Source organism: Kitasatospora sp. NBC_00039, assembly GCF_045160625.1.
Classification (GTDB): Bacteria; Actinomycetota; Actinomycetes; order Streptomycetales; family Streptomycetaceae; genus Kitasatospora.
The window spans coordinates 259,062-275,833 of sequence record NZ_CP108289.1 but is presented as its reverse complement, the minus strand read 5'-3'; the positions used below and the strand labels follow the sequence as shown (position 1 = coordinate 275,833).

The window sequence follows — 16,772 nt, the reverse complement described above, 5'->3', positions numbered from 1 at the left end:
AACCACGCCCCGGACGGGTGCCGCGGCAGGACCTGAGAACGGGGCTCGAAAGTGGACGCGAACGGCGTACCCTCCCGAGATGAGGTGACCCCCGGAGTGTGGACACAGAGGTTCATGCTGCGAGGTGGAGTTTAGCTGTCCTGTGGTGCTGCTGTTCGAACTCCATCGGGGAGAGGTAGCCCAGCGCGCTGTGACGGCGGCGGGCGTTGTAGTAGGTGAGCCACTGGAAGATCTCCAGCTTCGCCTGTTGCATCGTCAAGAACAGCTTCCTGTGCATCGTTTCTCGCTTCAGGCCCTGCCAGAAACTCTCGGCCAGGGCGTTGTCGTAGCTCGAGCCGACCCTGCCCATGCTCCTGCGGATGCCGTACCGGTCGCAGACCTGGGCGAACGCGGCAGACGTATATTGCGATCCGCGGTCCCGTGGAAGATCACCCCGGTGACGTCGCCGTCGCGGGCCGCGACCGCGGCCCGGAGCGCGTCGATGACGAGGCCGGCCCGCATGTGTGGGGCCATCGAGTAGCCGAGCACCCGGCGCGAGCGGATGTCAATGACGCAGGCGAGATAGAGCCACGCGGCTCCGACCTGCACGTATGTGATGTTGCCGCACCACTTCTCGTCCAGGGCGTCAGCGGTGAAGTCCCGCTGGACCAGGTCCGGGACCGGCGGGGCGAGACGGTCCGCGATGGTGGTGCGCTTCTTCTTCCGCAGGTGACGGCCGACGATGGCGTTCTTGCGCATCAGCCTTGCGACCCGCTTGCGGTTGACCGTGTGGCCGAAGCCGCGCAGTTCGGCATGGACTCGAAGCGCGCCGTAGTTCCCGCGGTGTTCGGCGTGGATCTCTCGGATCTCGGCGACCAGGGCATCCTCCTCGGCCTGCCGTGCGGCTCGGTCTTCCGCGCCGGCGGTCCACCGCTAGTAGCCGGAGCGGGAGACTTCCAGTACCCGGCATATCCGCTTGATGCCGAACCTCTCGGCGTGGGCGGAGATGAAGTCCCAAGCGGCGGTCTTCACTTCATCTCCCGGGCGAAATACGCCGCTGCCCGGCGCAGGATCTCCCGCTCGAGCTGCCATTCTTTCTCCGCCCTGGCCAGCCGGGCATTCTCCGCGCGCAGCCGGACCAGCTCGGCCTCGGTGTCCTGCGACGCGCCAGCAGCGGCCGGAGACCTGTCGGCGTCACGCACCCAGGTGCGGAGCGTCTCGGGGTTGACGTTCAGATCGGCCGCAACGTCCTTGAACGTCCGCCTGCCCGCCGAGGCCCGCCACAACGCGATCGCGTCGGACCGGAACTCCGCACTGTACTTCGAGGGCCGTGCCATGTGGATCTACACCTTCCAGGATCACCAAGATCCATTGTCAGGTGTGTCCACACCACGGGGGTCGCCTCACCGACGCCTACAACCAGCACCTCGAACGCTTCGTGCGCAAGTTCCCCGAGCCGCCCGCGATACCCGAACAGGCCTGGATCAACAGACCCACCGACGACGAGACCGCCGCGAAGGAGTTGCAGGCCCAAAGTTAGGCAGAATCACCTGCCTTGATCACTTTGACAGGTTCCGGGTCGTGATCGTGACCGGACGGCCTGCGCTGACGGTTGGTGGGTGGTCGCGGATCAGCTGTCGATAGGGCCAGAGCCGAGGGCGGGGCAGCACCACTCCGGAGATCGGGCGGACGCTCAGTCCGTGTCGGATCCGGTGTTCCAGGCGAGGCGGAGCTGCTCTGCGGCATCGGTGGCTTGGCGAAGGCCCGCCTGGTAGGCCGGTTCCCAGGCCGTGCGGTCGTTGAGGTCTGAGCCGAATGCGCGTATTGATGCCGGATCGGGCTCGATGGTCACCACGGTGTGCGCCGCGGCGACCGCCAGCTCCTGGTGGAGCAACTCGCGGGGAAACAGGTGCGCCTGCGGGTCGATCACGACGAGCGTGCGGGCTCCGGCCGCGAGTGCGGCGTTGGTTGCCGACCGCAGGGAGCCGTCCATGTATCGGTGGCCGTTGATGGTGATCGGTGGGTAGATGCCGGGGAAGGCGGTGCTTGCCGCCACGGCGGAGGGCAGCGGTGCGCCACTCGCGCGGTCGAAGACCTCCTGCTCGCCGGTCTCGGCGTCCATCGCGGTGATGAGCAGCTTCCGGTCCGGCCATTGGTCTGTGCCGGCCATGGCGCGCATCCGGGTGATATGTGCCTGCTCGGGGCCGGTTTCGGCGGCGAGCGCGATCTGGCCCACTCGGCGCCAGGCCTCCGGTGGGTTCGAGGCGGCATTGCCGAGCACGGCGAACGCCTCGCCCAGCCGGCGCCCGTCCACCTGGGGCGGGGTGCTGTTGGTGTCGGCGGGGCGTACGGGGGTGGCGAGTCGGTCGGGGTCCTGACCGGTGGCCAGTACTGCGCCGATGATCGCGCCAGTCGACGTGCCGACGATCAGATCGGCCTCGCTGAGATCCACTCCGCCGCGGCGCAGTCCGCAGGCCAGTCCGGCCATCCAGGCCGCGCCGACGGGGCCTCCGGCGCCCAGTGCGAGTGCCCGGTCGAGTGTGTGCATGGCTGTCTCCGTCCTATTGTTGAAACAGTCGTATCATATACTGACGTACGCTCAGGTCCGCAGTACCGAGAGGATGATCCACCGTGGGGCGACCCCCAGATCCCGCCCGACGGGAGGCCACGCTGGCGCGGGCGACCGACTACGTACTGGCATACGGCCTGGCCGGGTTGAGCCTGAGGCCGCTGGCCGCAGCTCTCGATACCAGCCCGCGGATGCTGCTCTACGACTTCGGCAGCAAGCGGGAGTTGGTATCTGCCGTTCTTGCCGAGGCCCGCCGCCGCGGCGCGACACGGCTGGCCGAGAACCTCCCGGTGCAGGCAGCCTCTGCGGAGGAACACCTGCGCGGCATCTGGGCCTGGATCAGCGCACCTGAGCGAGCCCCGTACGTCCGGCTGATCTTCGAGGTGCACGCCGACGGCCTGGCTCACCCCGAGAACTACCCGGACCAGGCCGAGGCGATCACGGGCTGGTTCGACACCCTCGGTGCCACGATCCGCGACATCGCCACCGGCCCTGACGACGCTATTACTCTCACGCTGGTCATGGCCGTCATACGGGGCCTGCTGTTCGATCTCACGACCACCGGGGACCGCCGCCGCACTGACCTTGCCCTGGACCGCTTCTGCGAACTCCTCCGGCCTTGAATGAAGGCAAACGATCACGCGGTGACCGCAGGTCACAGCGCAGACCCTGCCCGCAGGCAGGAGGCATTCGCGGCCCTGGTGGACCGGATCGCGGGCCGGCTCACGCGGGTCGAACCCCGCCGTCGGATAAGGCGGTTGGTGCTCGGCCTGCTCTCGGATCTGCCCCGCAAGAACTGCTGGACCATCGCCGAGTGGGCCAGGGGAGGCCACCCCCGACGGCATGCAGCACCTGCTGAACCGGGCCAAGTGGGACGCAGACGCCGTCCGCGACTACGTGGTCGAGCCCCTGCACGACGACCAGGCCGTACTTGTGGTCGACGAGACTGGCGACGTGAAGAAGGACAGCCATACGGTCGGTGTCCAGCGCCAGTACACCGGCACAGCAGGGAGAATCGAAAACTCCCAAGTCGCCGTCTACCTGGTCTACGCAGGTCAGCGTGGTCATGCCGCGGTGGACCGGGAGCTGTACATCCCGCGCTCGTGGACCGACCAGCCCGACCGCTGCCAGGCGGCCGGGCTCTCCCCGGACACCGCGTTCGCGACCAAGCCCGAACTGGCAGCCCGCATGATCACCCGGCTCACGGCCGACTTCGGCGGCAGGTCGTGCGGGAGGTGATCCCACTGGCAGCCGGTCCTGCCCTGGTACAGGATCGCGTTGACGATCTCCCGCATCTCGTAACGGCCATGATGTCCCGTCGGCGACGGGTGGTCGGCCTTCCACGCCGAGATCACCGGCTCGATCAGCGCCCAATGCTCATCGGACAGGTCGCTCTTGTAGGGCTTGCGGTCGCTCACCCGAACAGCCCAGCAGGTCCAAGCCGCGTGACCGGCCTGACCGCCCAAACCCACACGATCAGGCGACCATAAGACGGTCATATCGGCTCAGAACATCCTCTCAGAGGGCGGTCTGTGAGCTTATGGCCGTTTCGGCCAGTAGATTTGCGTTAGCCGGGCAGGACACCTTGGCCATGGTTCACCCGCCGATTTGGAAGGGCAGTCCGCGATCATTGCCCAGCGACCGTCGTATGGCGTTGACGAGTCGTATCTGTGCCTGGGCCGGTTCTTGTTTGGCCGCGTGGAACTCCTCCGGGCTCAACGGATTCCTCAGTGGATCGGTCCGCCTCGCTACTTGCTCCAGGAAGCCATCGACGGCGTGGCCGAACTCGTCAATCGCTGTCGCCACATCGTTGGGGGCTACCAGGCTCACGCGTATCAGGACCGCACTCCACTCTCCCCAGTCGTGATCCCAGCCTCGACGGTCGGCATGCGCCCGCCCAATCTCCATCGTGAACTTGGCGTAGTGGCTGAACAGCTCCTGGTAGGCGGCCAACTGTTGGTCGCGGAGCCACTGCCGATCCTGCGCACGCCGCGTGACGATGCCCCCGACCACGACGCCGATCGTGGCGGAGAGAGCCCCGGCCGCAGTTGTCACCAACGTATCGAGCACTGCACCCCCGCCGTTCCGCGTTAGCGACTCAACCTTCGATGGCGACCGTAGTGGTGATCAGCGTTCTGCGGCAACGATATGTGTTTTGAGCAGGGTGTTCTGTGATGGGTCATCAGTTTCAGTTCGAGCTGGTGTCGGGTGCCGCCGACGTCGGCTGGGGCAGGGTGAACAGGCCGGGTTCGGGTTCGGTGAGGATGCCGCGGTTCACCAGTTGCTTCAGCTTGGCGCGGGTGCCCTCGGTGTGCCGCTGCTCCAGCCCGATGCCGAGAGCCTGGCAGACATCCCTGGCCCGCATGCCTCGCCCGGCCTGCTCGAAGGCGGCGAGGACCTCGCGATAGCCGGGCGGCAGCGGCTCGGGCAGCGGAGCACCGTCCTCGGCCGCCAGCTCCAGCACGGTCTCGCGAGTGACCTGGAGGCGTTGCAAGGTGCTCGGCGGCGGCGAGTTGCTCACTGAGCAGGGTGATCTGCTCACGCAGTTGCTCGACCGTGTCCTGGACCAGCTGCTGCCGTGCCTCGATTCTGTCCAGGAGTTCCCTCATCGGTGTTCCCGCTCCTTCCGGGTGTCGGCGACCATGCGGGCGGGGCGCGCCAGGTGGGGGTGGAGGTGTGGGTGAGGCGACGGAGCATGACGTCGGTCATGGACCAGTGGATCACCGCCGCCGAGCTGGTGGGCTTCGTCTCGTAGTCGCGCACGAGCCTGCGGTGCAGCATCAGGGTGCCCCAGGTCTGTTCGACCACCCACCGCTTGGGTTCGGGCGTGAACCCGCGTGTGCCGGGCTCGCGCTGGACGACCTCGACGTCGATGCTCAGCCGGGCGCCGTGCTCGACGACGGCGTTCTTGAAGCCGGCGTCGACCCACGCCTTGGTCACGGTGGGCGCGCTCGCGGCGGCCTTGTCCAGCAGCGCGATGCCGACGGCGTTGTCGTGCACGCTGGCGGCGACCACCACCACGGCGATGATCAGGCCGAGGACGTCGGTGGCGATGCCGCGCGTGCGACCAGGGCTCTTCTTGCCGGGGTCCAGTCCGGTGGTGTCCTTGGGTGCGTTCGTCGAGGCCCGTACGGTCTGTGAGTCCAGGACCACGGCGGCGGGGTCCTCGTGCCGTCTGCGCATCTCGCGGACCTGCCAGCGCAGCAGGTCGTGGATGGCCTCGGCGGTGCCGTCGTCGCGCCACAGTGCGAAGTAGTAGTACACCGCGCTCTTCGGTGGCAGGTCGTGGGGCAGGTAGCGCCACTGGCAGCCGGTGCGGGCCTGGTAGAGGATCGCGTTCACGATCTCCCGCATGTCGTAGCCGCCCTCGTGGCCACTGACCGAACTGTGCCGGCCCTTCCAGGACGCGATGACCGGCCGGATCAGCGCCCAGGCTTCATCCGACAGGTCGCTCGGGTACGGAGCGCGTCCACCCACGCCCACCAGCGCACCGCATGTCCGGCTGACTGTGAGCCCCGGAACCGGACAACCCGCCTTCAAGCACTACGAGAACCGCCGACGCTCACAGAACACCCTCTTACAGTTGCTCACGCTGTCGTGTCGTACTACGACAGGGCCCACTTCTGGCTGTTGTTGCCGTTGCAGGTCCACAGGACCAGCTTGGTGCCGTTGGTGGTCCCCCCGCCGGTGGCGTCCAGGCAGAGGCCGCCGCCCACGTTGGTGATGGTGCCGTCCGGGTTGACGTTCCACTGCTGGTTGCTCTGGCCGTTGCAGTCCCAGATGACGACCCTGGTGCCGTTGGCCGTGCCGCCGTTGTAGGCGTCCAGGCACTTGTTGCCGTAGACCACGAGCTGCTTGCGGGAGGTGTTGTTCCACGACTGGTTCTCACCGCCGCTGCAGCCCCACAGCTGCGCGTCGGTGCCGTTGATGATGGTGTAGTTGTTGATGTCGAGGCAGCGGTTCGACTGGGCTCCGACCACCTGGGCGCCGTTCGCGCCGGGCAGCGGGCGGACCTCGATGTCGTCGAAGTCCGGTGTCCAGGCGGAGGAGTTGGAGAACGTCAGCGTGTTCGACGAGCCCTTGGTCAGGGAAGCCTCGACCGAGACGGTGCCCGGCGTGGTCCAGGAACCGGTCGGCGGGAAGGACACCGTGGTGGCCTGCTGTCCGTTGACCTGGAGGACGGCCGTACGGGCGGCGTTGGTGCCGTTGGTGTAGGCGATGTCGATGACCTTGGTGCCCGTGGCGTCGGCCGTGACGTTGTTGAAGCGGAGAGTGTTGGCGGCGCCGTTGCCGACGTTGCCCACCTTGGTGCCGCCGGAGCAGTTGGCGCAGGTGGCGCTGGCCGCGGAGCCGCCCTTGGTGTTGGCGGTGGCTTCGGCCTCGTAGGTGGAGCTCGCCGCCTCGGTGCCGCCGGTGACCGTGAGCATCACGGAGTCCTTGGCGGGGACGGAGACGGTGTAGCTGGTGCCGAAGCTGCCCACGCTGGAGCGCGTCCAGAGGTTGCGGACCGTGGCGGAGGCGTCGGTCAGGCCGAGGTCGGACCACCGGACGGTCATGTTCTGCGCGCTGGAGGTGCGGTTGAGCAGGGTGACCGCCCGCTTGCCGGTTCCGGACAGGACCTTGCCGTAGACCTGCAGTCCGGTGGTGTCCTCGGCGACCTTGACGCCCTGGAGGCCGCGCGGGTCCCGGTCGACCGCGATGACCTCGGGGTTGGTGAGGATGTCACGTGTCTGCGTGCTCATCGTGGCCACGTTGTTGCCGGCCAGGAGCGGGGCGCCCGAGATGGCCCACAAGTTCATGTGGCTGCGGTTCTGGGCGGCGGTGAAGCCGTCCAGGCCGACCATGAGCATGTCCGGGTCGTTGTAGTAGCCGGTGTGCTGGGCCGAGGGGTGCACGTTCGTGTCGAAGTTGGCGAGCATGCTGTCCCACGACGGCGATTGGCCGTGGAAGATGATGTCGGTGTTGGTGCGCCACAGGGCGGCCATGCCGGCGCCCCAGTTCCAGGGGTTCTGCTTGCCCCAGTTGCAGACCGACAGGGCCAGCGGGCGGCCCGTGGTGGCCGCCGCCTTCGCGGCCGCGTCGCTGATGGCCTGGTAGGTGGACTTGGCGTCGAGCTGCTCCACTTCGCCGCCGCACCAGTCGACCTTGACGTAGTCGAAGCCCCACTTCGTGAACTGGAGCATGTCCTGCTCGTAGTGACCCTCGCTGCCGCTGCCGGGCGCGGCCGGGCGGCCCGTCGGATAGTAGTAGCCGCAGCCGTCCTTGCCCGCGTCGGTGTAGATGCCCGCCTTGAGGCCCTTGCTGTGGATGTAGTCGGCGATGGCGCTCATACCGCCGGGCCACTCGGACTCGTCGGTGGTGATGTTGCCCTGGCTGTCGCGGGTGCCCTGCCACCAGCCCTCGTCGAGGTTGATGTACTTGTACCCGGCGGCCGGCAGTCCGGCCGCGACGAACGCGTCGACCTGCGCCTTGATCACGTTGTAGTCGATATTCGCGGCGAAGGTGTTCCACGAGGCCCAGCCCATCGGCGCCGGGGGTACGGCGATCTGGTTGGACGTCACCGCGACCGTTTCGGTCCGGTCCAGTGCGGTGGCCGGCTGGTGCTGGAGGCCGGCGAGAGCACCGGCAGCCATCGCGAGCACCGCGGTGCGGACGAGAACGGCTCGGCCCAGGCGTCTTGTTCGGGGGGCGAAATGCTGAAGCGGCATGAGGGTTCCTTCCGAAGGCACACGACCGGACACCGAAGAGCGGTCGAGATGTCGAGCAGTGCACGGCTTGCCGAGCCGGTCGAACGCGTCTCCGTGTGCGGTGTACGTCGCCGTGGTGACGGCGGGACCGTGCGGAGCCCGGTCCCATAGGTGGGGTGGGGGCAGTAACGCTTCCAGGTCGTTCACGTGAACCGGATGTTGCGCCGCCGTTTCGCTCTCGTGAGATTGTTAACGCTCACAATTCGGTGGGCAAGAGGCAGGGCCGCCGCCACCCAATCTTGACCCGGCGCGCCCGGGCCGATTGCATCCGGTGAAACGGGACTCCGCTGTCCCGGCCCGGTGCAGACCCCGGGCCGCGGGCCGCCGATGTCGAACTGACTGACTCGCAGACGGTGCTCACCCTCATCGCCCAGCGCCCCGCACGGTGGTGGTCCGCCGGCGATGTCGGCGCGGCCACCGGCAGCGGCATGCACCCTTCCCACCAACGTGTGGATCAACCAGCCGGACGACCACGCCGCCGCCCAGTGATCACCTCGGACGCCGGCGACCCCGGCTCACTCGACAAACCCTGAAACCGATCGACTCACCAGGCTTGACACGTTCCGCGTCCCGTGGTCGACCAGGACGAGGCCGCCACCATCCGGGTTCTCCACGGGCACGGGCGGGCTCGGCCTTGCACCGAGCCCGCCGCTCCAACTCCACCCGTTCCTGATCGCTCGCTCGCTGTGACGCTCACCCGGTTCGGCGTACGTCCTTGCCCGCGAACGTCAGGAACACCGGAGCCGGACCTGTGTCACGCCACCGGCTAGCGCTGCAGTGTCAGCACGCCCGGCCGGTACGGCAGGAGGCCGTAGTCCATGCCGTCGGTGCTGGGGTCGCGCCCCTGGTAGAGGAATTGCAGGTTGCAAGGGTCAATGGTCTTGGTCTGGTCGGGGTTGGTGCGAACCAGATCGCCGTGGCTGATGTCGTTGGTCCAGGTGGCGCCGCTGTTGGCCTTGCCGGCGAAGGGGTTGCTCAGGGTGTTGGCCTGCGGTGTCCACGTGCCGTCGAGGCTGGTGGCCGTGAACGAGCGGAAGTGGCGACCACTCCCTGTGTAATTCTGGGCCTCGACGATCATGAGGTACTGGTTCTGGCCCTGGACCTTGTAGACCTCAACCGCCTCGAACAGGTTGAGCGGCGTGTCGCTCATGATCTTCGTGAACGACGAACCGAAGCTGCCCGGGAAGTTGCCGATGGGCATGCTGGCGCGGTAGATGCCGCCCTCATCGTCGGCGAAGAACATGTACATGTTCGTGTCGTCGCCGATGAGGGTCACGTCGAGGGGGCCCCCCTTCGGGAGGGTGCCCGTGAACAGCTCCTGCTGCGCGGACCAGCCGTTGGGGTTGGTGGGGTCGCTCGAGGTGCGGTAGGAGAAGGTGTATGGCCAACCACCGTTGTAGGCGAGCACCCAGAGGTTCTTCGGGGCGAAGTAGAACAGCGTCGGCGCGATGCCATCGAAGGGAATCGTGTTCTGGGTGGCGGTGGCCATGTCGGACCAGTTCGTGAAGGGGCTGAAGCTCGTCAATCCCCAGCGCCCGTCGTTACCGGCGAGGGTGTTGTGCGTCGTGGCATAGACGACGTGCTTGCCGTTGTAGACGACGCTGGTGAAGTCCTTGAGTGAGGCCCACCCCGATTTCGGCTGCGCCAGCGGGCCGGTCGATGTCCAGCGGTAGGTCGACGGAAGGGCGCACGTGCCGGTGCCGACGTTGGCGACGGGGACGAGTTGCCACTGCTGGTTGCTGCCACCCCAGTCGGCGTACTGGACGATCTTGCCGCCGTCGGTGGTGGAGGCGTTCTGGACTTCGAGGGCCTTGCTGCTGTGGCGGTTCAGGAGGCGGACGTAGCCGTCGGCGGAGTCGGCGAGGCGGAACTGCTGGTTGGTCGCGTTGAGGTCGCTCCACTGAACGACGTCGGTGCCGTCGGCCGAGGACCAGTTGTAGTCGTCCAGGACCTTGCCGGAGTTACGGTTCTGCAGCCGGTAGTAGCCGCTGCCGGAGTCCAGGAAGTGCCACTGCTGGGCTTCGTTGCTGGACCGGGTCCACTGGACGACGGGCGAACCGTCGGCGGTGGCGAAGTTGTAGTCGTCCAGCGCCTTGCCGCTGTTGCGGTTCACCAGCACGTACCACTTGCCGGTGTCGACCGAGGCCGCCGAGGCCGACGACGGGTTCACCATCGCCAGGAAGCTCGCCACGAAGACCATCGAGAGCAGGGCGGCCAGCCGCGGCCGCCATCCTCGCCGTGTCGAGGTTCGTGGAGCTGTACCGAGAGCGTTCATCTGCACCCTCCTAGGGGCGGCTTGGGCAGGGGTCGGTCCTTCTCGGTGTGTGCGGACCGGGCGCGGCACGTCCGAGGCGGCGGCAAGACGTGACCCCTGCGGGGTGGGGGCACCGGGTCTCCGGCGCATTGTTAGCGCTAACAATTTGAAAGTCGAACATCCGGCGTGTTGCAGGGAGAAAACCATGGGGCATGAGAGGGCGTCAAGTACCGTGCGGCAACCTGGCTGTTACTGAGCCGTCATCAGACTCTCGTCCCGTCAGAGTTGTTGACGGGACTGACGTGAGCGCTCACACTCTTCGGCGCGGGCGGCAGTTACCTTTTTGTTTAACCTCGCAGGTCACCCAACCTGCTGATCCGCGGTTCTTCCCGGGAGAGCAGGGGCGGCCGTTCTCCACGCTTCGAGATGTCGAGTCACGAAGCACGAGAGAACGGCCGCTGCCCGTGATTCTTCCCGTCGGCGCGCCCGCAGGTGACGCGTTGGGCATCTTGTCCCGCTTTCGGGTCGAGTTCTACGAGAGTCTGTACAAGCGAGCGGACGTGCTCTTCGAGCTCACCCACGCGCTGCTTTGCACGGACGGGCCGGTCAGGACACTGGTGGACCTGTCGCTGGCGGCCGAGCACCGGCGCGGGCACGGCGCGATGTACGCCGCGTTGGACCGGGGCTGGCTCGAGCTGGTCCGGCTGCGACGCGCGCTAGCCGTCCTGCCGATCCCCAGGCTCGCCGACGGGCGCATCGCGCTGGTCGTGGCCGTCTCCAACTGGCTCCGCCCCGACGCTCCCACCAGCGATGACCGTCTGTTCTGTCATGTCTATGGGCGCGGCCGCAGTGCTGACCAGATGATCCCGGCCGGCCCCACTCCTTCGTCGCCGCCCTGGAGTCCGGCCGCACCTCCTGGACCGGTCTGCTGGACGCGGTCCGACTGGGACCGGCTGACGACGTCACCGCCGTGACCGCCGCCCAGCTGCGCGAGGTCATCGGGCGCCTGATCGAGGCCGGGCGCGGGACCACCGGCGCCCCGGACATCCTGCTCGTCATGGACGCCGGCTACGACGTCACGCGTCTGGCCCACCTCCTGTCCGACCTGCCCCTCGAGCTCATCGGCCGACTGCGCTCGGACCGGGTCATGCTCCGCAACGCGGGCGAGCCGCGCTCCATGCTCAGGGGTGGGCGGCCCCGCCTGCACGGCATCGCGTTCACCTTTGCCAAGCCCGAGTCCTGGCACGAGCTCGATACCGCCACTCGCACCGAGAGCACCCGCTACGGCAAGGTCGAGGCCAGGGCCTGGGGCCGGATGCACCAGCGCCTGCAAAAACGCGGCCCCTGGGTCGACCACGAAGGCGAAATCCCCATCACCCACGGCACGTTGGTTCGCCTCCAAGTCGAGCACCTGCCCGGCGAACGCGAGGCGAAGCCGCTGTGGCTGTGGTCCTCGGCCACCGGCATCGACACCGCGCACCTGGACCGGATCTGGCGCACCTTCCTGCGAAGATTCGATCTCGAGCACACCTTTCGCCTGCTCAAACTGCGCCGCCCCTGGGAACGCCAACCACCCGCAGCGAAGTTGACGCCGACCCGGGTCCGCGGCGGTTCCGCAACATCCGCGCGAAGGCCCCCACCCCGGCCCGTGTGCCAAAACCCTCCCGACCCGGCCCCGGACGACCACCGGGTTCGAAGAACCGCAGGCCGGCACCCGCCACGACGTCGGCAAGACCGTCAAACGCGAACCCACGCTCCAAGCCCACCTCGCCGCGCAAGGTTAAAGATCAAGGTAACGGGCCGGGGGCGTGCTGGGTGCCGCTGACGATGCGCAGCCCTCAGCGCTACACACCGCCTGGCGGTAGCTATGAGAACAGGGCCGTCGCGGTGGCGGCGGCCGCCGTGTGTCTTTTCCTGTGCTTCCTGTGCGGCTTCAGCCGCTCGGCCACCGCGGGGCGGTGTGCGGCCGGAAGCATGTGATGGTTCGCGCTGTCGAGGTGGAAAGGGAGCCCGGGCGTGTCACCGGGGCACCGGGGCACCGGGGCACGGGGTCACCGGGTCCGGTGAGACGGTGCGACCCGCGTCTCGGCGAAAAACGATTGAGACGGCAACCTTTCCGCTCTGAGTGGCCACTTAGGGGTGTACCGACCGGGCGAGCCGTGGTCAGCGGCGCTACGCCATCTGTGTCAACACCTGATCGGAGCCCCACGTGTCACCAGACGACCCGAGATCCGCCGAGCAGCCGATGCCTTGGGGTCGCACGCCCCGCCGTAGCCGGATGCTCCGGCGTTTTGCCGTGGGGGCGGTGGCGGTGCTCGCCGCCTCGGCCGGTGTCGGCGCCCTGGCGCCCAGCGCGGGCGCCGCGCCGACCGTCGGCATCAGTGTGGATGCCGGTACCTCCTTGGGCACGGTGCCCAGCAGTGGTGTCGGCCTCAACACGGGCTTCGGCGACGAGCACATGGGGGACGCCCAGGTGACATCGCTGATGAAGGCCGCGGGAGTTCGGCAGCTGCGCTATCCCGGCGGCTCCGGCGCGGACGACTACCACTGGAAGACCCACACCTCCGGTGACGGCAGCGGCTGGATCCCCTCCAACACCGACTTCGACCACTTCATGGCCACCGCGAAGACGGTCGGCGCCCAGCCGATCCTGACCGCGAACTACGGTTCCGGCACCCCCCAGGAAGCCGCCGACTGGGTCAAGTACGCCAACGTCGACAAGGGCTACGGCGTGAAGTACTGGGAGATCGGCAACGAGGTCTACGGCAACGGGCACTACGGCGACGGCAAGGGCTGGGAACGTGACAACCACGCCGACAAGAGCCCGACGGCGTACGCGAACAACCTGATCGCCTACGCGAAGGCGATGAAAGCCGTGGACCCGAAGGTGAAGATCGGAGCGGTGCTCACCACCCCCGGCGGCTGGCCGGATAAGGAGAAGGCTCCCGGTGACAGCGCCGACTGGAACAACACGGTGCTCTCCATCGCGGGAAGCTCGATCGACTTCGTCATCGTCCACTGGTATCCGGGCGGCACTACCACGGCCGACCTGCTCAACACCCCCTCCCGGATCGCCGGTACCACGTCCGAGCTGCGCTCGCTGATCGCCAAGTACGCGGGCTCGCGCGCCGCTTCGGTGGAGATCGCGGTCACCGAGACCGACGGCGTCGGCTCGCCCGCCTTGACCAGCCAGGCCGCCGCCCTGTTCGCGCCGGACACCTACATGACCTGGTTCGAGCAGGGCGGCACCCACGTGGACTGGTGGAACCTGCACAACGGCACGGGCGAAGCACCCACCACCGTCAACGGCGAGACCGACTACCAGGACGGGGGCGTGCTCTCCGCTGGAACCTGCGCCGGGGGGAAGTGCCAACCGCCGCGCGACACGCCCTTCCCCACCTACTGGGGCATCCGCTCCCTGACCGCACTGGCGCAGCCTGGCGACACCATGGTCAAGTCGTCCTCGGGCAACTCGTCGGTTGCTGTGCACGCGGTGCGGAGCGGCAACGGCGGTCTGAACGTCATGCTGATCAACAAGAGCCCGCAGAACGCGGCGGAGGTGTCGCTCTCGTACGTCGGATTCACCCCGGCCGCAGGGGCGGTCACGACCGTTTCGTATGCCACGGGAGGCACCGCCCTGACGACGGAGGAGCGGGGCACGGCGGTCGCACAGACGCTGCCGCCGTACTCGATCACGACTCTTCAGCTGAAGCCCGCGTCGGGGACTGCCGGCGTTGCCAAGCCGTCGCCCCTCCCCACGCCGACCGCCGCCACGCCGACCGTCCCCACGCCGACCGTCCCCACGCCGACCGCCGCCACGCCGACCGCCGCCACGCCGGTTGTCTCCGCCTCCGGCACGACCGGCACCCGTGCGCAGGCGGAGAAAGGCGCACCCGTCGGCCAGCCGACCCCGAGCAGCACGTCCGGCGGCCTGGCTTCCACCGGGATGAGCAACGCCGTCACGTACAGCGCTCTCGGTGGCCTGCTGGCCATCGCTGCCGGAAGCGTCCTGGTGCTTCGCGGACGTCGCCGCAAGGCTCTGCACGGGAAGTGAGACCGCGTGAGTGACTGACGGCCCGGCAGCAACGCCACCCACTCGTGGCGTGCGCGCCGGGCCGTCGGCTTCCGCGCCGGCGTCGGCGTCGGCGTCGGCGTCGGCGGTCAGGAAACAACAAGGCCCGGGTCGTTGACCTGGATCTGGCCTACGTCGGCACCGGTCCCGACCAGTGGGACCGCCCCCGGGCCGCGTTCCGGGCCCGCTGTGGAACTACCGCGCGAGGACTTCGCGATGAACCACAACCAGGTCGTCCAGGTCGGCATGGCCGCCATCGGCACCATGCTCCGCGTCGGGATCGACCTCCAGGCCGGCCAGGCCTGGGCGAACAGCTTCCGCCGCTCGCCTGACGGCGGAGAGGCTCGGCCCCCTGCCTCACTCGGGAAGCAGGGGGCCGAGCCGTCTGTGGCCTGTGCCGAGGTGGGCCCGCCAAGCTCCCGGGCCCGTGCTCCTGCGGACCCAGCTCGCGCACGGCCTCGGTTTCCCGGGACCGGTACGGTAAGCCAGCACGGCGGTCTCCGGACAGCGAGTCCAGGGACCGCCGTGCTGTTCGTCAGCCGGACGCCGGGATCGCGGTGAGTACCTGGTGGGTGCGTCGGGTGCGGTCCTGCTTCAGGGCCTGGTTCTCGTGGTAGAGGTTGGCGGTCACGGTGGCCAGGGGGTCGAGCTTGTCCTGCAGCAAGGTGTTCTGCTTCGACTCCCTCAGCTGGCACCGGAGTTGGACGATCTCCTCATCCCGGCGGACTTCACCCGGGGTTCGCAGGACGGGCCTGGCAACGTGGGCGTCCCAGTCGGCGAGGACGGTTTCGGCGCGATGGACGGTGGCGTGGCTGACGCCGGCTTCGCGGGCGAGGTTCTCCTTGGGTGAGTGCACCGTCGGTGCGGACCGGTTGTCCGGACAGCAGCCGGGCCATGGCCGAGCGGAGCTTCTCCTCGGTCGCTGCGGACACGGACATCAGGCGCTCTCCTTGGCGAGGTGGGTGAACTGGGCGGTGACGGTGCGGACTTCCGCCAGTCGGGCCTCAATGAGTTGCTGGCGTGGGGCGGAGAGCCTGCTTTTCGGACGGTCGGTGAGGTCCTTCTCCTCCAGCTGCCAGATCGGCGCGTGGCTGATGGTCAGGACGGAGTTGCGGCAGCGGGCGGGTTGGCAGGCTCCGAGGAGGGCTGGTTCCCGCGCTGGGCTTCGGGCAGGGCGTTCTGGCACTCGGCGGTGGCCCGGTTCCACAAGCAGTGGTTGATGGTGCCCAGGTGCAGGTCGGCGAACTCGTCCCGCAGCAGGCTCACCTCCAGGCGCCGGTCGGCGGCCGTGGCCCACAGGACCGGGCCAGCCTGGCCGAGCTGGATGTTGATCTTGTCGAGGCTGGTGTGGAGGCGGTGGGCACCGGGCCCGATCGCCACGGCCTGCCCGCCGCGGCGGGCACGGAGCATGGCCACGAGGCGTCCGGCGGCGGCGGTCTCCAGCTCGGTGTTGAACTCCTTCCCCCACTGCTTGTCGGCCTGTCCATAGCCGGCGGTGACGACGTTGGCCAGAGCCCGGCGGGCGGCGTGCTTGAGCTGCAGGCCGTAGCGATCTCCCCATCCGGCTCCATGCAGGTGATGACCGACATGGTGCGGCGGAACATGTGCGGGCGCACAAGGGCCTCGGGGATGGGTTCCAGGCCGGTACGGGCGGCGGTGGCGTTGACCGTGGCGATGAAGTGGTCGATGTCCTCGCGCGGGATGAAGCCCTTGGCGTCGTCGTGCTTGTGATCGCTGGCGGGCGGGACGAGGCTGGCGAAGATATGCGTCTCGTGCCAGGACAGGCGTTCGGCCAGAGCGAGGTGCTGGGCGACGGGTTCGATGATCCACCAGTGCTCACGTGGCTGGTCCGCCCGGCCCTTCGCCAGGGTGGAGGCGATGGCTGGTGCCCCGAAGTGCTGGGTGAGCGCGCCGCGCCGGATCTCCTGGACCACTGGTGGACTGTCGGTATTCGAGGGTTGCAGTATTCGCCGTAGAGCGAGCAGTTCCGTACCCGGCTCGGTCACGTCAGCGGTGACAAGGTGTAAAGCTCTCGCCGCAACGGGCGCTGTCCGCGCGAAGACGCCGGATCAAGAAGAAGACCGAACTCTTGCGATGAACCCGGGCCGGCGCCCGCGCTCCGGTGCGGGCCTTCGCCCTCTGCCACGGCGC

The 16,772-nt window shown here is 68.2% G+C and carries 12 protein-coding genes and 5 pseudogenes; 7 read left to right on the top strand and 10 right to left on the bottom strand.

What is annotated here, in order from left to right:
• Positions 1-112 precede the first annotated feature (112 nt).
• Positions 113-1,316: pseudogene (locus OG286_RS01615) on the bottom strand (IS3 family transposase).
• A 41-nt stretch (positions 1,317-1,357) separates the two neighbouring features.
• On the opposite strand from OG286_RS01615, the gene OG286_RS01610 reads away from it, so the two are divergent.
• A complete protein-coding gene (locus OG286_RS01610) occupies positions 1,358-1,519 on the top strand; it encodes a hypothetical protein (RefSeq protein WP_405363442.1) in 162 nt (53 codons plus the stop codon).
• Positions 1,520-1,672: 153 nt separating this feature from the next.
• Here OG286_RS01610 and OG286_RS01605 read toward each other — a convergent pair whose 3' ends face one another.
• Positions 1,673-2,527: a patatin-like phospholipase family protein gene (locus tag OG286_RS01605; protein ID WP_396320191.1), complete on the bottom strand. Its 855-nt coding sequence runs from the start codon at positions 2,525-2,527 to the stop codon at positions 1,673-1,675.
• 83 nt (positions 2,528-2,610) lie between these two features.
• On the opposite strand from OG286_RS01605, the gene OG286_RS01600 reads away from it, so the two are divergent.
• Entirely contained in the window at positions 2,611-3,171 is a 561-nt protein-coding gene (locus OG286_RS01600) for a TetR/AcrR family transcriptional regulator (protein ID WP_396320190.1), read from the top strand.
• Between the two features lie 78 nt (positions 3,172-3,249).
• A pseudogene (locus tag OG286_RS01595) lies at positions 3,250-3,775 on the top strand (IS701 family transposase); the annotation flags it as partial.
• Here OG286_RS01595 and OG286_RS01590 read toward each other — a convergent pair.
• The 6 genes and pseudogenes from OG286_RS01590 to OG286_RS01565 all read right to left on the bottom strand — a co-directional run.
• A pseudogene (locus OG286_RS01590) lies at positions 3,754-3,966 on the bottom strand (transposase); the annotation flags it as partial. The pseudogenes OG286_RS01595 and OG286_RS01590 sit on opposite strands and share 22 nt — an antisense overlap.
• Positions 3,967-4,144: 178 nt before the next feature.
• Complete coding sequence (locus tag OG286_RS01585) at positions 4,145-4,618, bottom strand: hypothetical protein (protein WP_405363445.1); 474 nt, start codon at positions 4,616-4,618, stop codon at positions 4,145-4,147.
• Between the two features lie 118 nt (positions 4,619-4,736).
• Complete coding sequence (locus OG286_RS01580; protein WP_396320188.1) at positions 4,737-5,069, bottom strand: hypothetical protein; 333 nt, start codon at positions 5,067-5,069, stop codon at positions 4,737-4,739.
• 17 nt (positions 5,070-5,086) lie between these two features.
• Positions 5,087-6,025: an IS5 family transposase gene (locus OG286_RS01575; protein ID WP_405363449.1), complete on the bottom strand. Its 939-nt coding sequence runs from the start codon at positions 6,023-6,025 to the stop codon at positions 5,087-5,089.
• Between the two features lie 128 nt (positions 6,026-6,153).
• Entirely contained in the window at positions 6,154-8,256 is a 2,103-nt protein-coding gene (locus OG286_RS01570) for a ricin-type beta-trefoil lectin domain protein (RefSeq protein ID WP_405364634.1), read from the bottom strand.
• Positions 8,257-9,061: 805 nt separating this feature from the next.
• Positions 9,062-10,570 (bottom strand): non-reducing end alpha-L-arabinofuranosidase family hydrolase, encoded by a 1,509-nt coding sequence (locus tag OG286_RS01565; protein ID WP_405364632.1) that lies wholly within the window; start codon positions 10,568-10,570, stop codon positions 9,062-9,064.
• A 479-nt stretch (positions 10,571-11,049) separates the two neighbouring features.
• Here OG286_RS01565 and OG286_RS01560 point away from each other — a divergent pair.
• From OG286_RS01560 to OG286_RS01550, 3 genes and pseudogenes are all read left to right on the top strand, one after another.
• Positions 11,050-12,333, top strand: a pseudogene (locus OG286_RS01560) (transposase).
• Between the two features lie 494 nt (positions 12,334-12,827).
• A complete protein-coding gene (locus tag OG286_RS01555; protein ID WP_396320184.1) occupies positions 12,828-14,603 on the top strand; it encodes an LPXTG cell wall anchor domain-containing protein in 1,776 nt (591 codons plus the stop codon).
• Positions 14,604-14,728: 125 nt separating this feature from the next.
• Positions 14,729-14,921: pseudogene (locus OG286_RS01550) on the top strand (hypothetical protein); the annotation flags it as partial.
• A 235-nt stretch (positions 14,922-15,156) separates the two neighbouring features.
• Here the strand turns inward: OG286_RS01550 and OG286_RS01545 are convergent.
• Both OG286_RS01545 and OG286_RS01540 read right to left on the bottom strand, forming a co-directional pair.
• On the bottom strand, positions 15,157-15,477 hold the full coding sequence (locus tag OG286_RS01545) for a hypothetical protein (protein WP_396320183.1): 321 nt from the start codon (positions 15,475-15,477) through the stop codon (positions 15,157-15,159).
• A 242-nt stretch (positions 15,478-15,719) separates the two neighbouring features.
• Positions 15,720-16,037 (bottom strand): hypothetical protein, encoded by a 318-nt coding sequence (locus OG286_RS01540; RefSeq protein ID WP_396320182.1) that lies wholly within the window; start codon positions 16,035-16,037, stop codon positions 15,720-15,722.
• Between the two features lie 188 nt (positions 16,038-16,225).
• Between OG286_RS01540 and OG286_RS01535 the strand changes: the two genes are divergently transcribed.
• Positions 16,226-16,597: a hypothetical protein gene (locus tag OG286_RS01535; RefSeq protein ID WP_396320181.1), complete on the top strand. Its 372-nt coding sequence runs from the start codon at positions 16,226-16,228 to the stop codon at positions 16,595-16,597.
• Positions 16,598-16,772: the final 175 nt, after the last annotated feature.

Bases quoted from the DNA above. Each gene is read 5' to 3' on its own strand.
- OG286_RS01605 (WP_396320191.1), bottom strand. From the start codon at position 2,527: ATGCACACACTCGACCGGGCACTCGCACTGGGCGCCGGAGGCCCCGTC.
- OG286_RS01570 (WP_405364634.1), bottom strand. From the start codon at position 8,256: ATGCCGCTTCAGCATTTCGCCCCCCGAACAAGACGCCTGGGCCGAGCC.
- OG286_RS01565 (WP_405364632.1), bottom strand. From the start codon at position 10,570: ATGAACGCTCTCGGTACAGCTCCACGAACCTCGACACGGCGAGGATGG.
- OG286_RS01555 (WP_396320184.1), top strand. From the start codon at position 12,828: ATGCTCCGGCGTTTTGCCGTGGGGGCGGTGGCGGTGCTCGCCGCCTCG.